The sequence below is a fragment of the Amycolatopsis sp. EV170708-02-1 genome, assembly GCF_022479115.1.
GTDB lineage: Bacteria > Actinomycetota > Actinomycetes > Mycobacteriales > Pseudonocardiaceae > Amycolatopsis.
Map to the genome: position 1 here is coordinate 7,237,677 of NZ_CP092497.1, position 22,520 is coordinate 7,260,196.

The 22,520-nt window shown below is 69.3% G+C and carries 17 protein-coding genes and 2 pseudogenes; 11 read left to right on the forward strand and 8 right to left on the reverse strand.

Annotated elements, in window-relative coordinates; all coding sequences use genetic code 11:
- Nucleotides 1–7: 7 nt before the first annotated feature.
- A complete protein-coding gene (locus MJQ72_RS32890; RefSeq protein WP_240594904.1) occupies nt 8–1,066 on the reverse strand; it encodes an ABC transporter substrate-binding protein in 1,059 nt (352 codons plus the stop codon).
- Nucleotides 1,067–1,282: 216 nt separating this feature from the next.
- Between MJQ72_RS32890 and MJQ72_RS32895 the strand changes: the two genes are divergently transcribed.
- On the forward strand, nt 1,283–2,803 hold the full coding sequence (locus tag MJQ72_RS32895; protein ID WP_240601477.1) for a sensor histidine kinase: 1,521 nt from the start codon (nt 1,283–1,285) through the stop codon (nt 2,801–2,803).
- A gap of 37 nt (nt 2,804–2,840) precedes the next feature.
- On the opposite strand, the gene folP is transcribed toward MJQ72_RS32895, so the two are convergent.
- On the reverse strand, nt 2,841–3,707 hold the full coding sequence (folP, locus tag MJQ72_RS32900) for a dihydropteroate synthase (protein ID WP_240594905.1): 867 nt from the start codon (nt 3,705–3,707) through the stop codon (nt 2,841–2,843).
- A gap of 239 nt (nt 3,708–3,946) precedes the next feature.
- Between folP and MJQ72_RS32905 the strand changes: the two are divergent.
- Nucleotides 3,947–5,106 (forward strand): annotated as a pseudogene (locus tag MJQ72_RS32905) (glycoside hydrolase family 105 protein).
- Nucleotides 5,107–5,251: 145 nt separating this feature from the next.
- Nucleotides 5,252–6,256 carry a helix-turn-helix domain-containing protein gene (locus MJQ72_RS32910; RefSeq protein ID WP_240594906.1) on the forward strand — a complete coding sequence of 335 codons (1,005 nt, stop codon included), beginning with the start codon at nt 5,252–5,254 and terminating at the stop codon, nt 6,254–6,256.
- 49 nt (nt 6,257–6,305) lie between these two features.
- Here MJQ72_RS32910 and MJQ72_RS32915 read toward each other — a convergent pair whose 3' ends face one another.
- Both MJQ72_RS32915 and MJQ72_RS32920 read right to left on the reverse strand, forming a co-directional pair.
- Nucleotides 6,306–7,877 (reverse strand): alkaline phosphatase, encoded by a 1,572-nt coding sequence (locus MJQ72_RS32915; RefSeq protein ID WP_240594907.1) that lies wholly within the window; start codon nt 7,875–7,877, stop codon nt 6,306–6,308.
- A 43-nt stretch (nt 7,878–7,920) separates the two neighbouring features.
- A complete protein-coding gene (locus MJQ72_RS32920) occupies nt 7,921–8,577 on the reverse strand; it encodes a hypothetical protein (RefSeq protein ID WP_240594909.1) in 657 nt (218 codons plus the stop codon).
- Nucleotides 8,578–8,720: 143 nt separating this feature from the next.
- Here MJQ72_RS32920 and MJQ72_RS32925 point away from each other — a divergent pair.
- The 6 genes and pseudogenes from MJQ72_RS32925 (at nt 8,721) to MJQ72_RS32945 (ending at nt 15,873) form a co-directional block, all read left to right on the forward strand.
- Nucleotides 8,721–11,671 (forward strand): annotated as a pseudogene (locus MJQ72_RS32925) (BTAD domain-containing putative transcriptional regulator).
- Nucleotides 11,672–11,806: 135 nt separating this feature from the next.
- Complete coding sequence (locus MJQ72_RS32930; protein WP_240594910.1) at nt 11,807–13,033, forward strand: hypothetical protein; 1,227 nt, start codon at nt 11,807–11,809, stop codon at nt 13,031–13,033.
- Nucleotides 13,034–13,175: 142 nt separating this feature from the next.
- Entirely contained in the window at nt 13,176–13,619 is a 444-nt protein-coding gene (locus tag MJQ72_RS44935; protein ID WP_315860772.1) for an FAD-dependent oxidoreductase, read from the forward strand.
- 47 nt (nt 13,620–13,666) lie between these two features.
- Nucleotides 13,667–14,560 (forward strand): BBE domain-containing protein, encoded by an 894-nt coding sequence (locus MJQ72_RS44940; RefSeq protein ID WP_315860773.1) that lies wholly within the window; start codon nt 13,667–13,669, stop codon nt 14,558–14,560.
- A gap of 117 nt (nt 14,561–14,677) precedes the next feature.
- Nucleotides 14,678–15,601, forward strand: a complete 924-nt coding sequence (locus tag MJQ72_RS32940) for a glycoside hydrolase family 88 protein (RefSeq protein ID WP_240594912.1) — start codon at nt 14,678–14,680, stop codon at nt 15,599–15,601.
- Complete coding sequence (locus MJQ72_RS32945) at nt 15,532–15,873, forward strand: hypothetical protein (protein WP_240594913.1); 342 nt, start codon at nt 15,532–15,534, stop codon at nt 15,871–15,873. Before MJQ72_RS32940 ends, MJQ72_RS32945 begins: the two co-directional genes overlap by 70 nt.
- A 175-nt stretch (nt 15,874–16,048) precedes the next feature.
- Here MJQ72_RS32945 and MJQ72_RS32950 read toward each other — a convergent pair whose 3' ends face one another.
- Entirely contained in the window at nt 16,049–16,477 is a 429-nt protein-coding gene (locus MJQ72_RS32950; protein WP_240601478.1) for a DUF4396 domain-containing protein, read from the reverse strand.
- Nucleotides 16,478–16,747: 270 nt separating this feature from the next.
- Between MJQ72_RS32950 and MJQ72_RS32955 the strand changes: the two genes are divergently transcribed.
- A complete protein-coding gene (locus tag MJQ72_RS32955) occupies nt 16,748–17,764 on the forward strand; it encodes an autoinducer 2 ABC transporter substrate-binding protein (protein ID WP_240594915.1) in 1,017 nt (338 codons plus the stop codon).
- Nucleotide 17,765: 1 nt separating this feature from the next.
- Here the strand turns inward: MJQ72_RS32955 and MJQ72_RS32960 are convergent, their stop codons facing one another.
- Together MJQ72_RS32960 and MJQ72_RS32965 are read right to left on the reverse strand one after the other, a co-directional pair.
- Entirely contained in the window at nt 17,766–18,962 is a 1,197-nt protein-coding gene (locus tag MJQ72_RS32960) for a DUF6923 family protein (protein WP_240594917.1), read from the reverse strand.
- Nucleotides 18,963–18,966: 4 nt separating this feature from the next.
- Nucleotides 18,967–19,731 carry a DUF4239 domain-containing protein gene (locus MJQ72_RS32965; RefSeq protein ID WP_240594918.1) on the reverse strand — a complete coding sequence of 255 codons (765 nt, stop codon included), beginning with the start codon at nt 19,729–19,731 and terminating at the stop codon, nt 18,967–18,969.
- Nucleotides 19,732–20,185: 454 nt separating this feature from the next.
- Between MJQ72_RS32965 and MJQ72_RS32970 the strand changes: the two genes are divergently transcribed.
- Complete coding sequence (locus MJQ72_RS32970) at nt 20,186–21,211, forward strand: family 2 encapsulin nanocompartment cargo protein polyprenyl transferase (protein ID WP_240594920.1); 1,026 nt, start codon at nt 20,186–20,188, stop codon at nt 21,209–21,211.
- Nucleotides 21,212–21,276: 65 nt separating this feature from the next.
- Here the strand turns inward: MJQ72_RS32970 and MJQ72_RS32975 are convergent, their stop codons facing one another.
- Nucleotides 21,277–22,404: a CapA family protein gene (locus tag MJQ72_RS32975; protein WP_240594922.1), complete on the reverse strand. Its 1,128-nt coding sequence runs from the start codon at nt 22,402–22,404 to the stop codon at nt 21,277–21,279.
- Between the last annotated feature and the right edge of the window lie 116 nt (nt 22,405–22,520).

Below are 22,520 nucleotides of genomic sequence, written 5' to 3' on the forward strand. Positions count from 1 at the left end.
CCTCCGGTCACTTCGTCAGCCCGGGCGCGTTCACGCCGGGCTTGCCCTGCTCGGAGAGCACGGCGTTGAGCGGGCCGAAATCGGCGAACCCCTTGAGGTCCACCGCGGACTTCACCACGCCCGCGGTCACCGAGTCCTGCGCGAGCTGGGTGAAGGTCGACGCCACCGGATCGATGCCGAGTTCGATGCCGGAGAACGCGCGGTCGAGAACGGCCTCGCTCAGTGTGCTGCCCGCGAGCGCCTTGAGTTCTCCGTTGACCACCTTCTTCGCCTCGGCGGGGTTGGTCTTCGCCCACTCGATCGCGGCGAGTTCACCCTTGAGGATGGCGGTGACGGTCTCCGGGTGCTGCTGCAGGAACTCGCTGCGGACGATCACGACCGTGGTCGGGAACTTGCCCTCCGGCCACAGGTTCTTCTCGTCCAGCAGGACCTTCGCGCCCGCGTCCAGCACGAGCCGCGAGGACCACGGCTCGGGCAGCCAGCCGCCGTCGAGTTCGCCCTTCTTGAAGGCGTCGAACGTCTTCGGGTTGTCGAGGTTCGTGACCTTGACGTCCGCCAGCTTCTTCTCGGCGACGAACTTCTTGAGCGCGACGTCCTGGGTGTTCGCCAGCGACGGGGTCGCGATGTTCTTGCCGCTGAGCTGCTCGGGCGTGGTGATCTCGGGCTTCACCACCAGCTGCGCGCCGCCGGTGACGGCGCCGGAGACGAGCTGGATGGCGCCCTTGGACTTGGTGAAGGCGTTGATCGCGGGCCCTGAGCCGATGAAGGCGATGTCGAGCGAATTGCCGAGCAGCGCGTTGACCTCTTCGGGACCGGCGTTGAACGTCTGCGTGGTGAGCTTCGTCGAGCCGAGTTCCTTGGCGAAGAAGCCGTTCTTGGCGCCGATCAGCGCGGGCGCGTGCGTCACGTTGGGGAAGTACCCGACGCGCACCTCGGCCGCGGCGCCCTGGCTCTTCTGTTCCACCTCGGTGCCCCGATCGGCACGCGAACACCCCGCGATCCCGCCGGCCAAGGTCAAGGCGGCGAAGGCCGCGGCCAGCAAGCGGGCTCTGTGGTGGGTGCGCACGGGAGGTCGCCTTTCGGAGGGTACGACTCGGCTCGGGTGATGGCGCGAGAGTCGCATGTCCACCCACATGCCTGCATCGCCATCCGAATGACGGGAAAGATGCTGAGAAAGCTTGACACCTGACGGAACAGCTGTTCCACATACCAGGACCGGTGTAACGGTTCGGGCCGAACGGACGAATCACGCTTAGTGGTGACGCACCCTCGGACCGTCGCGATGGCGGGCGTGCTGGCCGCCGGGATCGGCATGGGCGTCGTCGCGACGACCCTCAAGATCGCCGACGGCGGGCACACCGTGCTCGACACCACCCTGTCGTCCGCGACGGGGTTCCTCTTCCTCCTCGCCGGCGCCGTCGCGCACGTCCGCCGCGCCTCGAACCCCATCGGCCTGCTCATCGCCCTGGTCGGGCTCGCGTTGTTCACCGAGGATCTCCAATTCGCCGACGAGCCGCTCACCCACACCGCCGGCTTGGCGCTGGCGGCCGCGTCCAGCCCGGTGATCGCGCATCTCGTGCTCGCCTTCCCCCGCGGAAGGCTCCGATCGCGCGGGGAGCGGGTGCTCGCGATCTCCGCGTACGCCGTGGTCTTCGGGTCGGCCGTCCTCGGCCTGCTGGTCAACGACGATCCGCGGAACCTCGCCGCGGTCGCCGCCTCACCGGAGGCCGAGCACCTGGTCAAACGGCTGCTGGAGCTCGTCGGCGCGCTGATCGGCGGCGGGATCGTGGTGGTGCTGCTCTACCGCTGGCTCACCGGGCGGCTCCCGCAGCGGCGGCTGCTCTCCCCCGTCCTCGCGATCGCCGTGGTCGGCGCGGTGAGCACCACGATCGGCAGCGCGCTCGGCTCCGGGCATCCGTTGTCCGAACCGCTGCTGGACGTCTACCGGATCTCGTTCTGCCTGTGGCCGCTGACCTTCCTGATCGGGGTGCTGCGGGCGCGGGTCGGCAACGCGGAGATGATCCGGCTCCTGCTGGAACGCGACGGCTCCGGGCTGGCGGCGCTCGTGCAGGACGACGAGGTGTGGAAGGACAGCCGGTCGATCGACGCGCTCAACGCCGCGGCCGGGCTGGTACTGGACAACCAGCGGCTGGCCGCGGAACTGGAGGAGCGGCTCGTCGAGGTCCAGGCCTCCCGCGCCCGTATCGTCGCCGCCGCCGACGACGAGCGGCGGCGGGTCGAGCGGGACTTGCACGATGGCGCGCAGCAACGCCTGGTCAGTGTCGTACTGCTGCTGCGGATGGCGGAACGGCGGCTCGGGGACGACCTCACCCCCGCCGTCTCGACCCTGCTGAGGAGCACGATCGACGAACTGCAGGCCACCGTCACCGAACTGCGCGAACTCGCGCGCGGGCTGCGGCCGCCGATCCTCACCGAGGCCGGGCTGATCCCCGCCGTCCGGTCGCTGCTGGACCGGGTCCCGATCGCCGTCGAGCTCGCGGGGGCGGACGTGCCGCGGCTCAGCGGCGCGGTCGAGGCGACGGCGTACTTCGTCGTCTCCGAAGCGGTCACCAACGCCTTGAAACACGCGCGGGCCGAGCAGGTCCGGGTGTGCATCCGCGTCGAAGAGGACGGCCTGCGGGTGGACGTCCACGACGACGGCACCGGCACGGCCGACATCGGCGGCGGTTCCGGGCTGCACGGCCTTCGCGACCGGGTCCGCGCGCTCGGCGGCGAGCTGACCGTCGCGAGCGAACCCGGCTCGGGCACCACGGTTTCGGCCGTCATCCCGCTGGACGGCTAGGCACCTGCCCGGTGTCCGCGGCGCACGAACAGCGCCGCTAGGCCAGCCCGCGGATCGCGCGCGCGGGCGGCCGTACCCCCTGGATCGACGCGACCATCTCCAGCACCTGCCGGGTGCGCCGCACTTCGTGTACCCGGAACACCTTCGCGCCTTCGGCCACCGCCCAGGCGGTCGCGGCGAGGGTGCCGTCGACCCGCTCCGCGAGCTCCACGCCGAGCGTCTCCCCGACGAAGTCCTTATTGGACAGTGCCATCAGCACCGGCCAGCCGGTGTCCGCCAGCTCCCGCGCGTGCCGCAGGAGCGCCAGGCTGTGCCACGTGTTCTTGCCGAAGTCGTGCGTCGGGTCGATCAGCACTCCTTCACGCGGGACGCCGAGCGCCACGACGGCTTCGGCGTGGGCCGTCGTCTCCGCGACGACGTCCGCGACGATGTCCGGGTAGCGCACCCGGAACGGGCGCGTGCGCGGGACGGCGTTCCCGGTGTGCGAGCAGACGTAGCCGGTGCCGAACTCGGCGGCGACCTCGGCCAGTTTCGGATCGGCTCCCGCCCAGGTGTCGTTGATCAGGTCCGCGCCTGCCTCCGCGGCGCGCCTGCCCACCTCGTGGCGCCAGGTGTCGACGCTGATCACCAGGTCGGGGTGCAGTTCGCGGATCCGCTCGACGAACGGGACCACCCGTCGGATCTCTTCCTCGACGTCGACGTCCGCGCCGGGGCCCGCCTTGACCCCGCCGATGTCCACGATGTCGGCACCCTCCTCGACCGCCCTGGCGACGGCGGCGAGCGCGTCCGGATCCGAGAAGGTCGCGCCCTTGTCGTAGAACGAATCGGGGGTCCGGTTGACGATCGCCATGACCAGGGCGCGGTCCCGGGCGACGTGGCGCCCGCGGAAGGTCAGCTCGTTCACGCACCGATCCTAGGCGAGCGGGCGCCCAAGGAAGGGGAATGCCGCCCAGCGGGACCGTCCCGGCGACCGGGAGCGCCCATTCGAGTGGCGTATCTGATATATGACGTAAGAGATCGGATCTCTCTTGACTCGCCGCCGAACACGCGGGTAGACGTTGTTCAGCCGGGATGGCGACGGACGGCGGATCGGCATCCCGGCCACTCATTCCCCCGGTTTCCCCGGCGCAGGAAGGACCTCGAATGGCACCGGATCCTCTTCGCGCGGCACGGCTTTCCCGGCGCACCGTACTGGCGGGAACCGCGGGCGCCCTCGGCGCGCTCACCCTGCCCGGCGTGGCGGCCGCGGCCCCGGTGGACTGGTCCAGGGCGGTCGTCGACTCGACGATGAAGCGCCACACCCCGGCCACTCTCGGCGGCTGGGGCTACACCCGCGGCCTCTACCTCTACGGCCAGTACCTCGTGTACCGGCGCACCGGCGAGAAGTCCTACCTCGACTACATCCTCGCCTGGTACGACCGCTTCGTCACCGACAGCGGGATTTCCAACGGGTTCACCAACCTGGACGCCATGCGCTCCGGGCAGATGTTCCCCTTGCTGTACACCGAAACCGGGCAGGCGAAGTACAAGACCGCGGCGGAGCAGCTGCGCGGCCGCTTCCCGTCCTATCCCCGGACGTCCGACGGCGGGATGTTCCACGCCACGAGCCGGGTCGGGCAGCTGTGGGCGGACGGCGTGTACATGGCGCAGCCGTTCCTCGCCCTGTACGGCAAGACCTTCGGCGACGCCGGCTACTGCTACGACGAAGCCGCGAAGAACGTCAGCGTCTACTTCGACCACCTCAAGGAACCCGCCAAGGGGCTGCTCTACCACGCCTACGACGAAGACGGCTCGGAACCGTGGGCTTCGGGCACCGGACGGCATTCGAAGTACCACTGGGGCCGGGCCATCGGCTGGCTGGGGATGACGGCGATCGACCTCCTCGAAATCCTCCCCGCGACCATCCGCGACGACGTCGTCTCGTGGACGTCGTCAAATTCCTCGCGGCCGGCTACACGCGCTGGCAGGACCGCGCTTCGGGCCGCTGGTTCCAGGTCGTCGACCGGGGTGGCGACAAGGACAACTGGCTGGAGACGTCGGCTTCGGCGATGTACACCTTCCTGCTCTCCCGCGCGGTGCAGCGTGGCTACGTCGGCCCGGAGTACGGGCCGGTGGCCGCGAAGGGCTACCGCGGCGTCCTTTCCCAGGTTTCGACCGGTTCCGACGGATTGACCGATATCGCGAACATTTCCGAAGGCACCAACGTCGGCGACACGGCGTATTACTACGCGCGAAAACGCAACACCAACGATTTCCACGGTCTCGGCGCGTTCCTCATCATGAATGAGCAACTCGCCCGCTGAGGTCGCCGCACCGGCCGAAGGGCGCCTTCCCCGCTTCCGACCTGGGGAAAGCGCCTTTCGGTCGTTTTCGTGGGCGGGTGCCGGGTATTGACCGGAGGCGCTAACATCGCGTGCTGCGACGCCCACTCCCAGGAGGGACGACCGGATGCGCGAGACGCCGCCCCCGGCTTCTTATACCCGGCTCGAACTCGGTGACACCAGCACGATCCCGGTCGGTGTGACGGTTTCCCCGCACATCTCACTGGTTTCGATGCTCGTCGAGGTCGTCGGCGGGTACGACCGCGGCCTGCCCGCCGCCTGGCGCCGTCAGGTGGGCTCGGCGATCCCCGAGCAGGGGTACCGCGCGGCGGGCGCGCTCGCCCGCCGCGGCACCTCCGTGCAGCCGGACTTCATCGTCCCGATCAGCCCCGGCGAGGACTCTTCCGCCGCCGCGCAGGCGGAGATGCTGCGCGAACTGCCGGAAGCCGACGTACTGAAAGGCCTGGAAGAGGTCTTCGGCGACCGGTTGCCCGCACAGTGGCGGCAGGCCGCCGACCATCCGAGACGCTGGGTCGCCTCGCTCGCGGACGCCTTCACCGCGACCAGGCTGGCGACCGAGAATCTCTGGACCAAGGCCCGTCCCCTGCTCGACCGCGAGATCGAACGGATCGGCGTCGCCTCCGTCCGCGGCGGGACGGACGCGGTGCTCGGCCTGCTGCGGCCCCATTTCCGGTTCAGCAACGGGTGTCTCCTGCTGCCCGACGCCGAACCGGCGAAGTACACCACCCGCGGCCGCAAGCTGATCCTCGTCCCGATGCTCGCGGGCAGCCGCTCGGTGGTGTCCAACTTCGACGAAGAGGACGCCATCTGGATCGGCTACCCGCTGCCGGGGCTCGACGGTCTGCTCGACGGCGGCAAGACCGAACCGGCCCCCGGCGTCGACGGGCTCGACCTGGTGGTCGGCGCCCACCGCGCGAAACTGTTGCGGCATCTGGGAAAACCCGCCCGGATGGGCGAGATCGCGAATCTGCTGTCCTGCGCCGCGAGCACCGCGACCTACCACTGCGAACAGCTCGTTTCGGCGGGTTTGATCCAGCGGCACCGCGAGGGCCAGATCGTCCTCGTGGTCCGGACTCCTCGCGGTGACGCGCTGGTGGACCTGCTGTCCTGACTCGTGAGTGGCAAGGACGGTTAGAACCGTCCTCAACACTCACGAGGCCCTAGACCCGCTGCAACCCCGGCTTCCCCGCTTCGACGACGTAGGAACGGTCCGCGGCTAGGATCACCTTCGAGTAGTCGTACTCGGTGGTGTCCGAAACCGTCATGAAGTCCGCCCGCATCTGCGTTTGCGACGCCGTCACCCGGACATAGCCGCGCTTTCCCCGGCAGTACTTGATATGCGGGTTGTTCGAAAGCCACGTCGACGACGGATCGGTCGCGGTGTCGCTGTTGCTGGTGACGGAGGTCGTCACGAGTTCCGAACCGAACACCGGGTCGCTGTGGTTGAAGTAGTCGCGGCGCAGATCGGCCGCCCAGTGCCGGTGGACGTCGCCGGTCAGCACGATCGGGTTCGGCACCTTGCGGTCCACGATGCCCTTCGCGATCCGGTCGCGCGAGGCCTCGTAGCCCTGCCAGGAATCCGGGCTCTCGCACGTCGCCTTGTTGCCGTCGCCGTCACGGGTGGCGAAGAAGACCTGCTGGCCGAGGAAGTCCCACTTCGCCGGGTGCGTCTCCAGTGCCTTCAGCAGCCACGCTTCCTGTGTGGTGCCCAGGATGCTGCGAGACGTCGACCGCATGTCGGTGCACGACGGTCCCGTCGTTCCGGACGGGTCGGGCACCTGCGCGTTGCGGTACTGGCGGGTGTCGAGCATGTGGAACCGGGCGAGGTTCCCCCACGTGAACTGGCGGTAGAGCCGGATCGACGAGCCGCTCGGCTTGGCCGTGGAGCGGATCGGCATGTTCTCGTAGAACGCCTGGAAGCCGGCGGCCTTGCGGTCGGCCGTGGCCGGGCTGGTGGTGCCGTTCCAGTTGTTCATCACCTCGTGGTCGTCGAAGACCACGACCCACGGCGCCATCGCGTGCGCGTTCTGGAGGTCGGCGTCGGTCTTGTGCTGGGCGTGCCGGGCGCGGTATTGGGCGAGCGTCGTCACGTCTTCGGTGAAGGCGAGCCGGCGCGGGTTGCGTTCGGCGGCGGCGCGCCCGGACTTCTTCTCGTACATGTAGTCGCCGAGGAACAGCACCAGTTCCGGGTTGTCGGCGAGCATGCCCTTGTACGAGTGGTACCAGCCTTCCTCCCAGTGCTGGCAGGACGAGAAGCAGTACTTCAGCTGATTCACCGCGGCACCGGCGGCCGGGGCGGTCCTCGTCCGGCCGACGGGCGAAATGTAGCCACTGGTCTTGAACCGGTAGAAGTATTCACGTCCCGGCTCCAGTCCGACCGGTTCGATGTGCACGCTGTGCCCGGAGGCGCGGGCCGCGGTCGCGGTGCCCCGCTGCACGATCGAGGCGAACGCCTGGTCGTTCGCGAGTTCCCAGTCCACTGTGTACGAAGCGTCCGGCATTCCGCCGAAACCGTCGGGGTTCAGCGGGGCGGGAGCGAGCCTGGTCCACAGCACGACGCTGTCCGGCAGCGGGTCACCGGAGGCGACACCGAGCTGGAACGGATCGTGGATGGCGGGCGCCGCCGCCAGTGTTCTCGCGTTCGCCCACGAAGGCACCGTCGACGACAACGCCGCCGCCGAAACCGCCGCGGCACCGCCGAGGAGTACCGCACGCCGATTCACCTGGCCCATGAAAATTCAACCTTTCGAAGTGGGGAAAGAACGGGGAGGGATTTCACGCGGCGTAATCGGTGATGCCGCCACTGCAGGCTTCGAGCGTCGGATTGGCGGCGGCGTCGGCGACACAGACCTTGTAGTAGACCCACGATCCCTTCGCGACCGGCACGGCCTTGTCGACGTGGGTGCCGTTGCCGCCGGAGGCCCAGACGTAGAACGGGCCGGCGCCGCCCTTCAGCCAGTAGGCGACGACGGCGGACTTGCCGTCGGCGTTCCGGTCGTAGACGAGGAAATGCGCATCCGACGAACGGAACTGCCCCTCACCCGCGCAGACCCCGGTGGAGCATTCGGCGCTGCCGGAACCGACTCCGCAGTCGGGCGCGATCCGCTGATCCGAGCCCGTGTAGACGTAGCTGTCCGAGATGTAACCGCCGAGCGCGGGAACGTAGTCCCACAACGTCGTCGTGCCCAGCGGGCCGGTGACCGAGGTCCCGATCGTCTGGCAGTCGATGGTCACCGTGGCGCCGTTGGCCACCGTGCGCACCGCGGTCGCGGAGGTGCTCGGGGCGCGGCGGACGTTCAGCGGATCACCCGCCGTCTTCACGGTCCCGGTGGCCGCGGCCACCGCGGGAGTGGCTCCGGCGAGGCCCATGGCACCCGCCGTCACCAGCACGAGAAAGAAACCGGCGAGCCGCCGGACACTTGAACGCTTCATGACCGCAGCGTCGACCGGCGTCGTACACATCACGTACAAACGCCGACGGCTGTCTGCACATGCATGCGAATGGATCTAGCCAACCATGGCGGGACGGCAATATTATCGGCGGATATGGGGCTCCTGCCGTATTGGCGGTTTAGGTGCCTATTCTCGGGTTTCGCGTTCTCGGTCCGCTCGAAGTGGCGGTGGACGGGCAGGTGGTGCCGCTCGGCGGCCCCAAACCACGTCTGCTGCTGGCCGCTCTCCTGCTCCAGCCCAACGTCGTCGTCTCCACCGAACTGCTGATCGAGGTCCTGTGGCCTTCCTCGGCTCCCCGTTCGGCGGCCGCGAACATCCGCACCTACGTCCATTCACTCCGCAAACGCCTCGCCGACCACGACCCCGCGCTCGGGGAACGCATCGGGAGCCGGGCGTCCGGATACATCCTCAAGGCCACGCCCGAGGAGATCGACCACATCCGCTTCGGCGAATTGGCCGCCCGCGCGCAGGACGCGCTCGGCCACGGTGAAGCCGAATCCGCTCTCGACCTGCTGGATCAGGCCGAAGCCCTGTGGCGCGGAGAAGTACTCGAAGGCCTCCCCCACGACCACGGCTGGGGCGCGACGGTGGCGCGGCTGTCGGAATTGCGGCTGGCGGTGCAGGAACAGCGGCTGCGGGCGAGGATCGAACTCGGCCGGACCGCCGAGGCCGTCGCCGAACTGCGGGGACTGGTCACCGAGCATCCCCTGCGCGAGGAGCTCTGGCAGCAGCTGATCGTCGCGCTGCGGGCCGACGGCCGCACGGCCGACGCGATCGAGGCCTACGAAACGGCGGAGAAGGTGCTGGCCGAGGAGCTCGGCACCGAACCGGGCCCGCGGCTGAGGGAGCTGCGGGCCTCGCTGGTCCTCACGCCGTCCGCGACCCAGGACGCGGTGTCCGCCGCCCTCACCCGGCCGATGGCGCCGGTCTGCCAGCTCCCGCTGGACCTGCCGGACTTCACCGGCCGCGACGACGTCGTCGGCGAACTCGTCGGCCTCTTCCGCGAGCGCCGCGCACAGGGAACGCCGTCGATCGCGGTGCTTTCGGGGGCGCCGGGGATCGGCAAATCCTCCGTCGCGATCCGGGTGGCGCACGCGGTCCGGGACGATTTCCCGGACGGTCAGCTGCACGTGGACCTGGCCGGGACGTCGTCCTCGCCCCGGCCACCGATGACCGTGCTCGCCGAGCTGCTCCGCGCGTTGGGCGTCCCCGACGCGGGGCTGCCGCGTGATCTTCCCGAACGCGCGGCACTGCTGCGGTCCCGGCTGTCGACCATGCGGATGTGCGTGGTCCTCGACGACGCGGGCAGTGCGGCGCAGGTCCGGCCGCTGCTGCCCGGCGCGGGTTCGTGCGCGGTGCTGATCACCAGCCGGATCCGGATGCCGGATCTGGCCGGGGTCACCCCGGTCGACATCGAGCTCCTCCCCGAAGCCGAGGCCGCGAAGCTGCTCGAAGGCATCGTCGGTGCCGAGCGGGTCGCCGCGGAGCCTGAGTGCGCGACCGCGATCCTGCGCCACTGCGGGTATCTGCCGCTGGCGATCCGGGTCGCCGGGGCGAAGCTGACGCACCGGCCGGGCTGGACGTTGCGCCTGCTGGCGGACCGGCTGCGGGACGAGAGACGAAGATTGGACGAACTCCGCGTCGGCGACCTCGCCGTACGGGCGAGTGTCACCCTCAGCTACGACCTGCTGCCCATGTCGGCGGCGACCGCGTTCCGCGGCCTCGGCGGGCTCGGCTCGGTGCAGTTCCCCGGCTGGGTGGTGGCGGCCCTGCTCGGCCGCGAGCACGGGGACGACGTCCTCGACGTGCTGGTGGACGCCCATCTGGTCGAGCTGAGCGGCTCCGACTCCACCGGCGAGCCTCGCTACCGCCTGCACGACCTGTTGCGGTGCTACGCCCTCGAACTGCGCGCGCAGGACGTCCCGGCGAAGGCGCACGCCGCCACGAAACGGGTGTTGGAGGGCTATCTCGCGCTCGCGGTCGAGGCCGCGGACCGGCTGCCGATCCATTTCTTCGGCCTCTACCGGGACGACACCGCGGTCCAGCCGGCGGTCCCCCGGGGTACCGAGCATCTGCTCGACGATCCGGCCGCGTGGTTCGCCGCCGAACGGCACACCTGTGTCGCCGCCGTCTCGCTGGCCGCGGATCTCGGCTTCGACGCGCTGGCCTGGCGGCTCGCCGCCGCGCTGGCGCCATACTTCGACCAGCGTGGTCACCAGGACGACTGGCTGCACACGCACGCCGTCGCGCTGGCCGCCGCCCGCCGGTCCGGCGAGGTCCGCGGCGAGGCGATCATCCAGCGCAACCTCGGGCAGATCCAGCTGTACCAGGACAGTTACGCCGAAGCCCTGATCGCGTTCGAGCAGTCGCAGCTGCTGTTCGACAAGGTCGGCGACGCGCAGGGCGCGGCGATCGCGCTGGCCGGGCTCGGCACCGTGCTGCGGATCAAGGGCGAAGACACCGTCGCGCTGGAGCATTGTCACGCGGCGTTCGACCAGTTCTCCGCGGCGGGCGACCCGCACGGCGAGGCCGTCGCGCGGATCGCGATCGGCGCGGTGTGGCTGGCGCGGCGCCGGTTCACCGAAGCGGAACGCTGGTTCACCGAAGCGCTCGACCAGTCCGCCCGGATCGGGGACCGGCATCGGGAGGCGCACGCGTTGAAGCGGCTCGCGATGCTTCGCCAGCATCAGGGCGATCTCGCGGGCGCGCGGGAATGGGTCGACCGCGCCATCGCCCTCTTCAACGAACTCGGCGACGACCACTGCGTCGGCTACGCGAACCAGAATCTCGGCGAGCTGTACCTGCACAGCGGCGATCTGGCGCACGCGCAGCTGCTGCTGGTCAATTCGCTGAGCGTGCACCGGCGCAACGGGGACCGCCGGTCCGAGGCCGAGGTGTCGCAGTTGCTCGGGAACTGCACGAGGCGCTGAGCCAGCCCGAGCGGTCGCGGACCTATTCGGAACGCGCGCTGGCGTTGTGGCGGGAACTCTCCGCACGCCCACAGGAATCCGCTCTCGCTTCGCGCCTTCAGGAGTCGGCCGAAGCATCCTACAACGACTCCGCGAGCGCCTGACCTTTTCGCCATCCGGCACCTGATCGCGATGTTCACGCACCGCGATCAGGTGCCGACTTGCTTTTGTATCGATCGTGTACAGGCCCCGGCGAAGCTCCCTTCGTAGCAACCGAGAGTGCTCGAAGGGAGACCGGAATGGTCCGGACCGTTAAGGCCCGCCGGGTGATGGCGGCCGTCCTGGCCGTGGGGGCGGTCACCGCCTTGGCCGCCAGCCCCGCGAACGCGGCGCCCGAAGGAAGCTGGCGCGCCGACCTGTCCACTGTGGACGGCGACGACGTCAACGTCCGCAGCGACGGTGGCGTGCTGAGCCTGGAAAACGCCGCCTGGCACAGAAAACCCGACTCCATCGGCAGCCAGGGCTACCTGCTGCTGGCCGAGCAGAAGCTCGGGAAGCCGGTCAACCGCGTCACCGCCCAGGTGACCGCCGACGCGCCGAAGGGCACCGAGGTCGAGGTCGACGTCCGCGGCAGGCTCAACGCCAACGACTGGACCGAGTGGACGCCCGCCAATGGCGACGCCGCCCAGCTGTCCGCTTCGGTCTCCACGGTCCAGGTCCGCATCGGACTGCGCACGGTGACCGACGGCGTGACCGCGAAGGTCAGCGACGTCACCCTCCAGGGTGATCTCAGCCCGCAGGTGAACGCGATCGGCGCGCTCGCGGCCCCGCTGACGTACAAGGTCTACGGCACCCGCGAGGGCCTCGTCGGCGGCACCACCGCCAACGGGCACGTGATCAAGTCCCGCGACCACTTCGTCGCCCTCCCCTCGGGCCGCGGCCTGGCGCCCAAGAACACCGGCAACTACACCGTCCGCATCTGCCGCACCGACAACAGCCGCTGCGAATACGCGCCGGTGTGGGACGTCGGCCCGTGGAACACCAAGGACGACTACTGGAACCCGTCGGCCACCCGCCAGATGTGGAAGAACCTGCCGCAGGGGAAGCCCGAGGCGCAGGCCGCGTACCAGGACGGCTACAACGGCGGCAAGGACGAGTTCGGCCGCCGGGTGGCCAACCCGGCGGGGATCGACCTCGCGGACGGCACCTTCTGGGACGGCCTGAAGATGACGGACAACGGCTGGGTCAACGTCTCCTACCTGTGGACCGGCTCCGGCCCGACCGGCGTCGTCAGCACGGCGGGCGACCCGATGAACGTCCGCGCGTCGGCGAGCACCTCGGCGGCGATCAAGGGCCTCGCGGCGAACTACGCGAAGGTCAACATCGAATGCTACGTCGAGGGTGAGACCGTCACCGGCAAGTTCGGCACCAGCAACGTCTGGGACCGGATCGGCCCGGGGCACTACATCTCCGACACCTACCTGCAGACCGGATCGGACCTGCCGGTGGCGCCCAAGTGCTCGTGACGCACTCCTGAACCGAAGGCCCGGCGTACCCCATAACGCCGGGCCTTCGCCCTTTCGTCCGCCCTTTTTCCCGCTCGTGCGGACCTGGGGCCGGGGCGTCCGCCATCGAGACTTGCGGTAGCCACGACCTGAGGGGGTCCGCATGAATCCGCCGGAAACGACCACGCTGCGCGAAAAACTGTCCGGCACGGTGGTCACCGCCGCCGATCCGGGCTACGACGCCGCCCGCGCCGTGTGGAACGGCGACATCGACCGGCGCCCGGCGGTGGTCGCCGAATGCGCCACGCGCGAGGACGTCGTCACCGCGTTGGCCTTCGGCCGCGAAAAGGGCCTCGAGATCACCGTGCGCGGCGGAGGGCACAGTTTCAGCGGTTCCGCCGTGGTCGACGACGGGCTGGTGATCGACCTCGGCGGACTGCGCGGGATCACCGTCGATCCCGGCGCCCGCACCGCGCTGGTCGGCGGCGGCGCGGTCTGGGCCGACGTCGACGAAGCGACGCAGCGGTACGGGCTCGCGACGGTCGGCGGCACGGTGAGCGACACCGGCGTCGGCGGTCTCACGCTCGGGGTGGCTTCGGCTGGCTGACCGCGAAACACGGGCTCACGATCGACAATCTGCTTTCGGCGGAGGTCGTGACGGCCGACGGCCGGATCCTGCGGGCCTCCGCGGCGGAGCATCCGGATCTGTTCTGGGCGTTGCGCGGCGGTGGCGGGAACTTCGGCGTGGTCACGGAATTCGAGTTCCGGCTGCACCGGGTCGGCCTCACCGAGGTCGGGTTGTTCTTCTGGACACTGGCCGACGCGCCCGAGGCGATGCGCTTCGCGAAGGAGGTGATCGCGACGCTTCCGCCGGGCACCGGTTCCATGCTCGTCGGGATCACCGCGCCGCCCGCGCCGTTCGTCCCGCCGGAGCACCACTTCGCGCCAGGGCTCGCGCTGGTCGTCGCCGGCTTCGACGGCCCCGAACGGCACGCCCGGCTGGCCGAGCGGATCCGGGGCGGGCTGCCCGCGGCGTTCGAGCTGGTCACGCCGATGCCGTACGCGGATCTGCAGAAACTGCTCGACCCGACCGCGCCGCGGGGCATCCTCGCCTACGAGAAGTCGCTCTACGTCTCCTCACTGTCCGAAAAGGTCATCGACGTGATCGCCGCGCGCCTGCCGGACAAGGCGTCGCCGGGCACCGTGATGCCGATCGTGCCGCTGCAGGACGCCTTCTCGACGGTTCCCGACGACGCGACCGCGTTCGGCGGGCCGCGGACGCCCGGTTTCGTCATCGGCATCGCGGCGACCGCCCCGACGCCGGAACTCCTCGCCGCTGACCGTCTCTGGGCGCGGGCGCTGTGGGAAGAACTCCTGCCGCATTCCAACAACCACGGCGGCTATCTGAACTTCATGAACGAATTCGACGAAGACCGTGTCCGCACGGCTTTCGGGACGGCGAAGTACGCGCGGCTGGCCGCCATCAAGGCGGTGTACGACCCGGACAACGTGTTCCGGTACAACGCGAACATCCGTCCCGCTGAGTGAGCCCTCTATTCACAACCATGAATGGCCTTCACAAGCCCGTAATCGTCGTGCGAAACTCCCGTGACGCATTCCCACTGACGAATGGCGGGCATTGTGAGCGTTTCCCGGCGAACCCTGTTGACCACCGCTGCCGGTGCCGCCGTCGCGGCGACGACGATCACCCCGGCCGCCAGTGCGGCCGAGGAAGCCACTGACAGCCTAAGGACTTTCCGCCGAACGGCCGACTACGCGGTGACCAAACTGCGGGCCGTCGCCCCCGGCGTCACGGCCTTTCCGGAGATCACCCGATTCGAGAAATGGACCTATTCGCAGAACGGCGGCTGGATCGGCGGATTCTGGCCGGGCACTTTATGGCTCGCCTCGATCTACAGCGGCGATCCCCAATTCCGCACGCTCGCCATGGCGTCGGCGGAAAAACTCGCCCCGCGCCAGTACGAGACACGGGACCACGACCTCGGATTCCTCTTCTACCCGTCCTGGGTGACCGGCTGGCGGCTCACCGGCGACGAGAAGTGGCGCACCGGCGCGCTCAACGCCGCCGCGTCGCTCATCCAGCGCTACAACGAAAAGGGGAAGTTCATCCGGGCGTGGGGCGCGCTCGGCACGCCGGGCAACGCGGGCCGGGTCATCGTCGACACGATGATGAACCTGGACCTGCTGACCTTCGCGAGCGAGCAGACCGGAGACCGGAAGTACCTCGACATCGCCGTCTCCCACGCGAAGACCACCGAGCGGGTCTTCGTACGCCCGGACGGTTCGACGCCGCACGTCTTCGATTTCGACCCGGACACCGGCGCCGAGATCGGGCCGAACACCGTGCAGGGTTACAGCCCGACGTCGTGCTGGTCCCGCGGCCAGGCCTGGGGGATCTACGGGTTCACCACGATGTACCGGCGCTCCGGGGACCCGCTGTTCCTGCGGACCGCGCAACGCCTGGCCGACTTCGCGCTGCGCGCCCTGACCCGGACAACGTGCCCGTGTGGGATTACCTCGCCCCGCAGGCGCCGCACGACATCAAGGACTCCTCCGCCGGCGCCGTGATGGCGTGCGGGCTGCTCGACCTGGCGAAGGTCGCGAACCGGCCCCAGTACCGCGAGGCGGCGATCCGGATCCTCACCGCGTTGTGCGACACCTGCCTGACCACGAAGTCCACCCGCGCCGAGGCGATCGTGGCGCGGGGAACGCGCAACCGCCGGGCCGAGGACGGCGTCGAGGTTTCGTTGCCGTACGGCGACTACTACCTGCTGGAGGGCATTCTGCGGGTGCTGATGCCGAAGGAGATCGACAAGGCCATCGACCTGTCGAGCGTCTGAGCCCGGATTTCGCGTGACCGCAGGGACGACACGCGTGATGGAACGGACGCCACGCGTGATCCGACAGACGACACGCGTGGCGTCCGTTCCGTCACGTGTGTCGTCCGTCCAGTCACGCGAAACCGCCGCTCACGACCAGCCGGACCCACCGCGGCCCCGTGGTGCGAAACCGGGCTCAGTGCGCGGCGTGGTGCGCGTGGACCTTCGCGTGCCCCAGGCCGCGCCCGATCATCCGCTTGTTCACCGGCACCGTCAGCACGAACGCGACGGCCAGCGAGAACGCCAGCGCACCCCAGAACAGCAGGCTCCCGAGCCCGGCGTCCATCGCGCCCGGCACCACCAGCATGACCGCGTTGTCGACGATCTCCATGACCGCGATCGACACGGTGTCCGCGGCCAGCGCCACCTTGAGCGCGGCGCCGAACGGCAGCCCCGACTTGAGGACGCCACGCATGGTCAGCGCGTAGCCGAAGACGAAGGCGAGCGCCACCGCGAGGACGATCGTCGCCAGGTTGCCGAGGCCGAGCGCCGTACCGATGACCATGCCGAGGACCTCACCGATCGCACAGCCGGTGAGGCAGTGCAGGGTCGCCGACGCCGCCATCGACCAGCTCGCTCCATGCCGTGTGTCGTCCATACGCGCGACCATACCCCCTACCCGTATAAGACGCGCGCTGAACTCGCGCCGCCCGATCGCTCACCGTCACCCCCGTAGGCCGACTGGGTAATCGGCCCAGGTCGATGAACTCACTTCCGTAACCCTTTGCGCTCATCCGGTTGACCGGGGTAACCGGGGGCCCTAGTTTCGCCGGAGGTCTCCACCGCGCGTAGACCGATCGGCTGGTTCAGATGGTTCCGTGACTATGGGGTGGAGATGCGAGGGCCGACGAAGACGCTCGTCGTTGCCACTGTGCTGGCTTTGGGCATGGTGTTCGGGCTGGCCGGCTGCGGCGGCGAAGAACCGGCGGGAATGGCGGCCAAGCCGATCCGGATCGTGTTCGTGCCGAAGGTCGCCGGCATCCCGTACTTCGAGGCGATGAACACCGGCGGGCAGGCCGCGGCCAAGCAGCTCGGTGTCGAATGGTCCTCGACCGGTCCGGTCACGGTGGACCCCGCGGCGCAGGTCTCGATCGTGCGCGGGCTCGTCGACCAGCAGGTGGACGTCATCGCGATAGCGCCGAACGACCCCAGGGCGATCGCGCCCGCGATCACCGACGCGCGAGCCAAGGGCGTGCACGTGATCACTTCGGACACCGACGCGCCCGGCACCGATCGCGAGCTCTTCGTCAATCAGGCGACCCCGGAGGGCATCGGCAAGGCGCTCACCGACGCGCTGATGAAGAAGATGGGGAACGCGGGCAAGTACGCGATCGTCTCCTGCGGCGAGACCGCCGAGAACCTCAACGCGTGGATCGCCGTCCAGCGTGCCTATACCGCTACGGCGTACCCCCATGCCCAGCTCGTCGAGACGGTCTACGCCGGCGAGGACAAGGACAACGCCACCGCGCTGGCCAAACAGCTGATGACCAAGTACCCGGACCTCACCGGCCTGGTCGGCGAATGCACGACGTCCGCGCCGGGCGTCGCCGAAGCGGTCCGCTCGCAGCAGAAGATCGGCCGCGTCTTCACCGTCGGCGTCGGGACACCGCAGGCGATCAAGCCGTACCTGCTGGACGGCTCCGCGTCGCTCTCGGTGCTGTGGAACGTCGAATCGCTCGGCTACCTCACCGCCTGGGCGGGCAAGCAGATCGCCGAGGGCAAGCAGCTCGGCCCGTCCAACAAGGTCAATCTCGAACTCCCCGCGATCAAGTACGAGGAAGACACGAAGACCCTCCTGCTGGGCGACCCGCTCCTGATCACGCGCGAGAACGTGGACCAGTTCAAGTACTGACTCACCGGCCCCGCCGGACGGCACCGGCCGCCGCGCCACCACCGATGATCAGGACCAGCGCGGTCAACCCCCAGCGCCGCTTCTCCTTCGTGCGGGCATGCGTATCGGTCTCCTCCGCCTCCTTCCGTTCCCGGGGCGCCGCCGAACGCGACGGCTTCCGCGCGGAGACGGGCGGCTGCGGCGCCACCTGAGGAGCGGAAGTGGGCGCCGGGCTCGACGACGACGGCGAGGAAGTCGGAGTCGGGCTGGGGGAAGACGACGGACTCGGCGACGGCGGCGTAGAGGTGGGAGAAACCGTCGGTGTCGGTGTCGGCTTGGGTGGTTCAGGCTTGGGTGGTTCGGGCTTCGGAGGTTCGGGCTTCGGCGGCTCCGGCGCGGTGAGGCAGCCCGCGGCGTCCGAACCCGCCAGCGGCGGTCCCGAAAGCACCACGGTCACCTGCCCGCTCCGGTCCAGGCGATAGAGCACGCTGCGCCCGCCGATCCGGTTCGCCGTGGCGTACAGGGCGCCGTCGCGGCCGAGCACGACCGAGCCGTAGACGTCGGCGGGCGGGAAACGCGCGTCTTCGGCTTCACGGACCTTGCCGGACTCCGGGTCGATGGTGATCACGGCGCCTTTTCCGCGCCAGGTGGTGGAAACGCCGTACAGCAATCCGTTGTGGTACGCGAAATCGTTGACGTCGTGGGCGAGCGTGATCGGCCTCAGGAACACCGTGCTGATCACCCGCAGATACCGCTCCCCCGGCGACAAGTCCACTGTGTACAGTGTGCCGTTCCTAAGCAGGTACCAGGAATCCCCGCCGATCGCGCCGGCGGTCACCCCGGCGACGGGGCTCCACACCGGCAGCCGGTTCCCCGCGCGGGTGATCGGGCCGAGGTCCCGGGTCTTCCCGTCGCGGTCGATCGTCACCGCGTGCGCGCCCCGGCCGAGTCCTTCGGCGACACCGAAGACCAGGTCCCGTTTCGCGGAGTAGCCGAGCGCGTTGAGCCGGTAGCCCGGCTCGGTCACCCGCGACGTCGCCCCCGAACCGGCGTCGAGCCAGCGCAGCTTCGAATTCCCGTACGACCCGGTCTCGGCCCGCACCACCAGACAGGACTCGGCGGCTCGCGCGGCCATCGGCGCCAGGAACGACGACGCCCCCACCAACCCGGCGACGCCCACCGTCGCCGCCGCCCGGGTCACCCGGTCCACAGTGCTCACCGGCTCAAGAGATCCTCGCCAGCGCGGCGGTGAACGCGTCCGGCGGGATCCGCACCCCACCGCCGAACGGGTTCTGCAGCTGGTAGATCGCGAACAGCAGCAACGTGACCGTGCCGGCCAGGGTGGACACGATCACCAGATGCGCGGCCAGCCTGGTACCGCCGAACAGGTTGGGCAGCAGCGCCGAGACGAGGCTGCCGAGAATGAGCGCGAACCACACGACGCCACCGACCCGGCCGCCCACGACCGCGTTGAGGCGGTCCTGGCGGGCCTCGTACACCTGCCAAAGCTGCGTATTCGCCTCGGTCTTGCGCTCACGGAGCCAGTCGTCGTCCGACGGCGCCTTGTCCACCGCCTTGCGCAACCGGTCGAGCTGCGTCCAGCCGAGGTCCGGGAGGGTCGTCTGGCCCCCGGCCATCAGCGGCCACTCCTTCCGCTCGACCGTGGTGATGTACTCCGCGCTCAGCTTCCGCACCTCGTCCTTGACCTCGGTCCCCAGCGAATCGGCGGCCCAGACGGCGGCGACCAGGCTGTCCGCCTCGTGGTACGAGCCTTCGCGTGCCGCGCTCGCGGAGTCGAAGAGGGAGATCAGGATGAACGCGACCAGGACGGCGTGCAGGCCGCCGACGATGGTGAACACCTGGCCGGCGGCGTCGTTGTTGTCGGGCCGTCCTTCGTCCCAGCCGAACTTGCGGACGAGGTAGCCGACGAGCCCCGCGAGGGCCGCCGCGCCGACGACCCAGGCGATGCCGGTCAGGTAAATACCCATTCGAGTCCTTCCAGGCGGAGACTGCTGAAACTAGTTCACGCTTCGCCGAGCGGAAAAGACCGGTTGAATCAATTCATACCAGCGGCGGACGAGCATAAGTCGATCATCACCGGCTCGGCCCAATTTCCCACGACTCGAAACCATTTCCGATACGCGCCGGAAAGGCCCGTCACCGGTCGGAGAGCGCCGCTTCACGACCGAGTGATCGGCCACCACGAGACGTCACCGACCTCGCCACAGACCGGCATTTCGCGCAGCGTCGGCACCCGATCGGCCGCCGGTGAACGCGCATCCGGCCCAATCCGGCAAACAGGTGAACCTCTCCGTAGACCCGATCGAGCTGTTTGACCGGGCATTACCCCTTGCTATGTTGACTTTGCGCCCGCCCCACTCGAATGGGTATCCGCGAATTGCGAAAAACTGCAGTTCACCGGGTCGACTGAAAGGGAGTCCGTTGACGACCATCGAGACCCATACCGGCGCCCGTCCCGCCGGCGAAGTACTGACCTGGAGCCGGAATCTTCTCGACCCGGCGCTGCGTGAAGCCGTCGACGGATTGCCCGAGTCGATGCGGCTCATCGCCGGTTATCACTTCGGCTGGTGGGACGAACACGGCCGTCCGTCCACTTCGGACAGCGGGAAGGCGCTGCGGCCCGCGCTGGCGCTGCTGTCGGCGCGGGCGGTCGGCGGGGACGCCGAGCTCGCCGTCCCGGTGGGCGTCGCGGTGGAGCTGGTGCACAACTTCTCCCTGCTGCACGACGACGTGATGGACTCCGACACCACGCGGCGGCACCGCCCGACGGCCTGGACCGTCTTCGGCACCGGCGCGGCGATCCTCGCCGGGGACGCCTTGCTGTGCCGGGCCTTCGAGGTGCTGGCCCCGTTCGGGCAGACCGCGCTGCGGGTGCTCAGCACCGCCGTGATCGACCTGCTCGAAGGACAGAGCGCGGATCTGAAATTCGAGGAACTCGGTGACGTCGACACCGCCGAATGCGTCCGCATGGCCGAGGGGAAGACCGGCGCGTTACTCGGTGCGTCGTGCACGCTCGGCGCGCTCGCCGGGGAAGGGAGGCAGGATCAGGTCGACCGGCTGACCGAGTACGGGAGGGCACTCGGGTTGGCGTTCCAGCACATCGACGATCTCCTCGGGATCTGGGGCGATCCGGCGGTGACCGGGAAACCGGTCCACTCCGATCTCTCCAACCGGAAGAAGTCCCTGCCGGTGGTGGCCGCGCTCCACTCGGGGACGGACGCCGGGCGAGAACTGGATGCCTTGTACCGCAAGGAAAACCTCGACGCCGCGGAATTGCCCCACGCGGCGGAACTGGTGGAACGCGCGGGCGGCCGGACGTGGAGCCAGGAGCAGGCCGACGCGCTCCTGACCGGCGCGCTGCACCATCTCGCCGTCTCGAACCCGGTGCCCCGCCCAGGCGCCGAGCTCGCGGCCCTCGCGAAACTGGTGGTGCGGCGACGATATTGAAGGCGGGCGCGGTAAGGCAGGGGTGGGCGGGAAGAGCCCACCCCTGTCCTCTCAGATCGGCGAGATCAGCGGCCGGGGCGGGTCAAGCCCTTCTCACCGGCGCCACGGCTGAGCACGACCTCGTCGGTGGCCTTGAGCGCTTCCGCGCCGGCGTTCCCCGCCTGCCCCGCGGTCAGGTCGAGCAGCCGGATCGGCGGACCGAGCTGGACCAGCGTCGGCACGTATTCGGCCTTGTCGACCTTCCAGCGTTCACCGTCCCGCACGAACCGGAACCGCGCGGCGGCGCCCTGTTCGGTCGAGCCCTTCGGCTCCGAATGCCGGGCGACGCTGTTGCCCAGGCCGTAGGCGACCCATTTGCCGTTGATCTGCTCGAAGGGCTGCACGACGTGCGCGTGGTGGCCGATGATCAGGTCGATCGAGTCGTCGCCGAGGAGTTTCTTCGCCAGCGTGCGCTGTTCGGCGGTCGGGTCGTGCTGGTATTCGGTGCCCCAGTGCAGGCTCGCGAGGACGACCTGCGCGCCCGCCTTGCGCGCGGCCTTGGCCTCGGCGATCACGTCTTCGGCGTCGATCTGGTTGACCAGCCAGGGTTTGCCCGCGGGCACCTTGATCCCGTTGAACCCGTAGGAGAAGGAGAGCTGGGCGACCTTGACGCCGTTCACGTCGACGATCAGCGGCTTCTTCGCCTCTTCCGCCGAACGCGCCGAACCGGTGTGCTTGATCCCCGCTTCGTCGAGCTTGTCGAGGGTGCGGGTCGCGCCGTCCACCCCCTGGTCGATCGTGTGGTTCGACGCCGTCGAGCAGTTGTCGTATCCGGTGTCCTTGAGCGCGTCGACGATCTCGGGCGGCGCGCTGAACGACGGGTAGCCGCTGTACGGCCCGCCCTTCGGGGCGAGCGGGGTCTCGAGGTGGCAGATGCCGAGGTCGGCCCCGGAGATCAGCGGTTTGATCCCGGCCAGCAGCGGCCGGTAGTCGATCTTGCCGTTTCCGTCCTCCTTCGCCTGCTCGGTCAGCGCGGGGTGGATCAGCACGTCGCCGGTGGCGACCACGGTGAACGACCCGTCCGGCGCCCGGCTCGCCGGTGGCGCTTCGGACGCGGCGGGCGGCGACTGTTGCTCAGGGGTGCCGCTGCACGCGGCGAGCACGACGGCGGCGCCGAGGAGGGCGGTGGTCTGGCGGACGCGGGAGCTGAACATCGATTCCCTCGATCGGGTGAAGGTCCCTCCATCCTGCCTTACGCGCTGTAGGCGCGATACTCAACCGAAGTCAACAAGATCGATCGGACAAACTTCGGACAAGTTCCACAGGATCA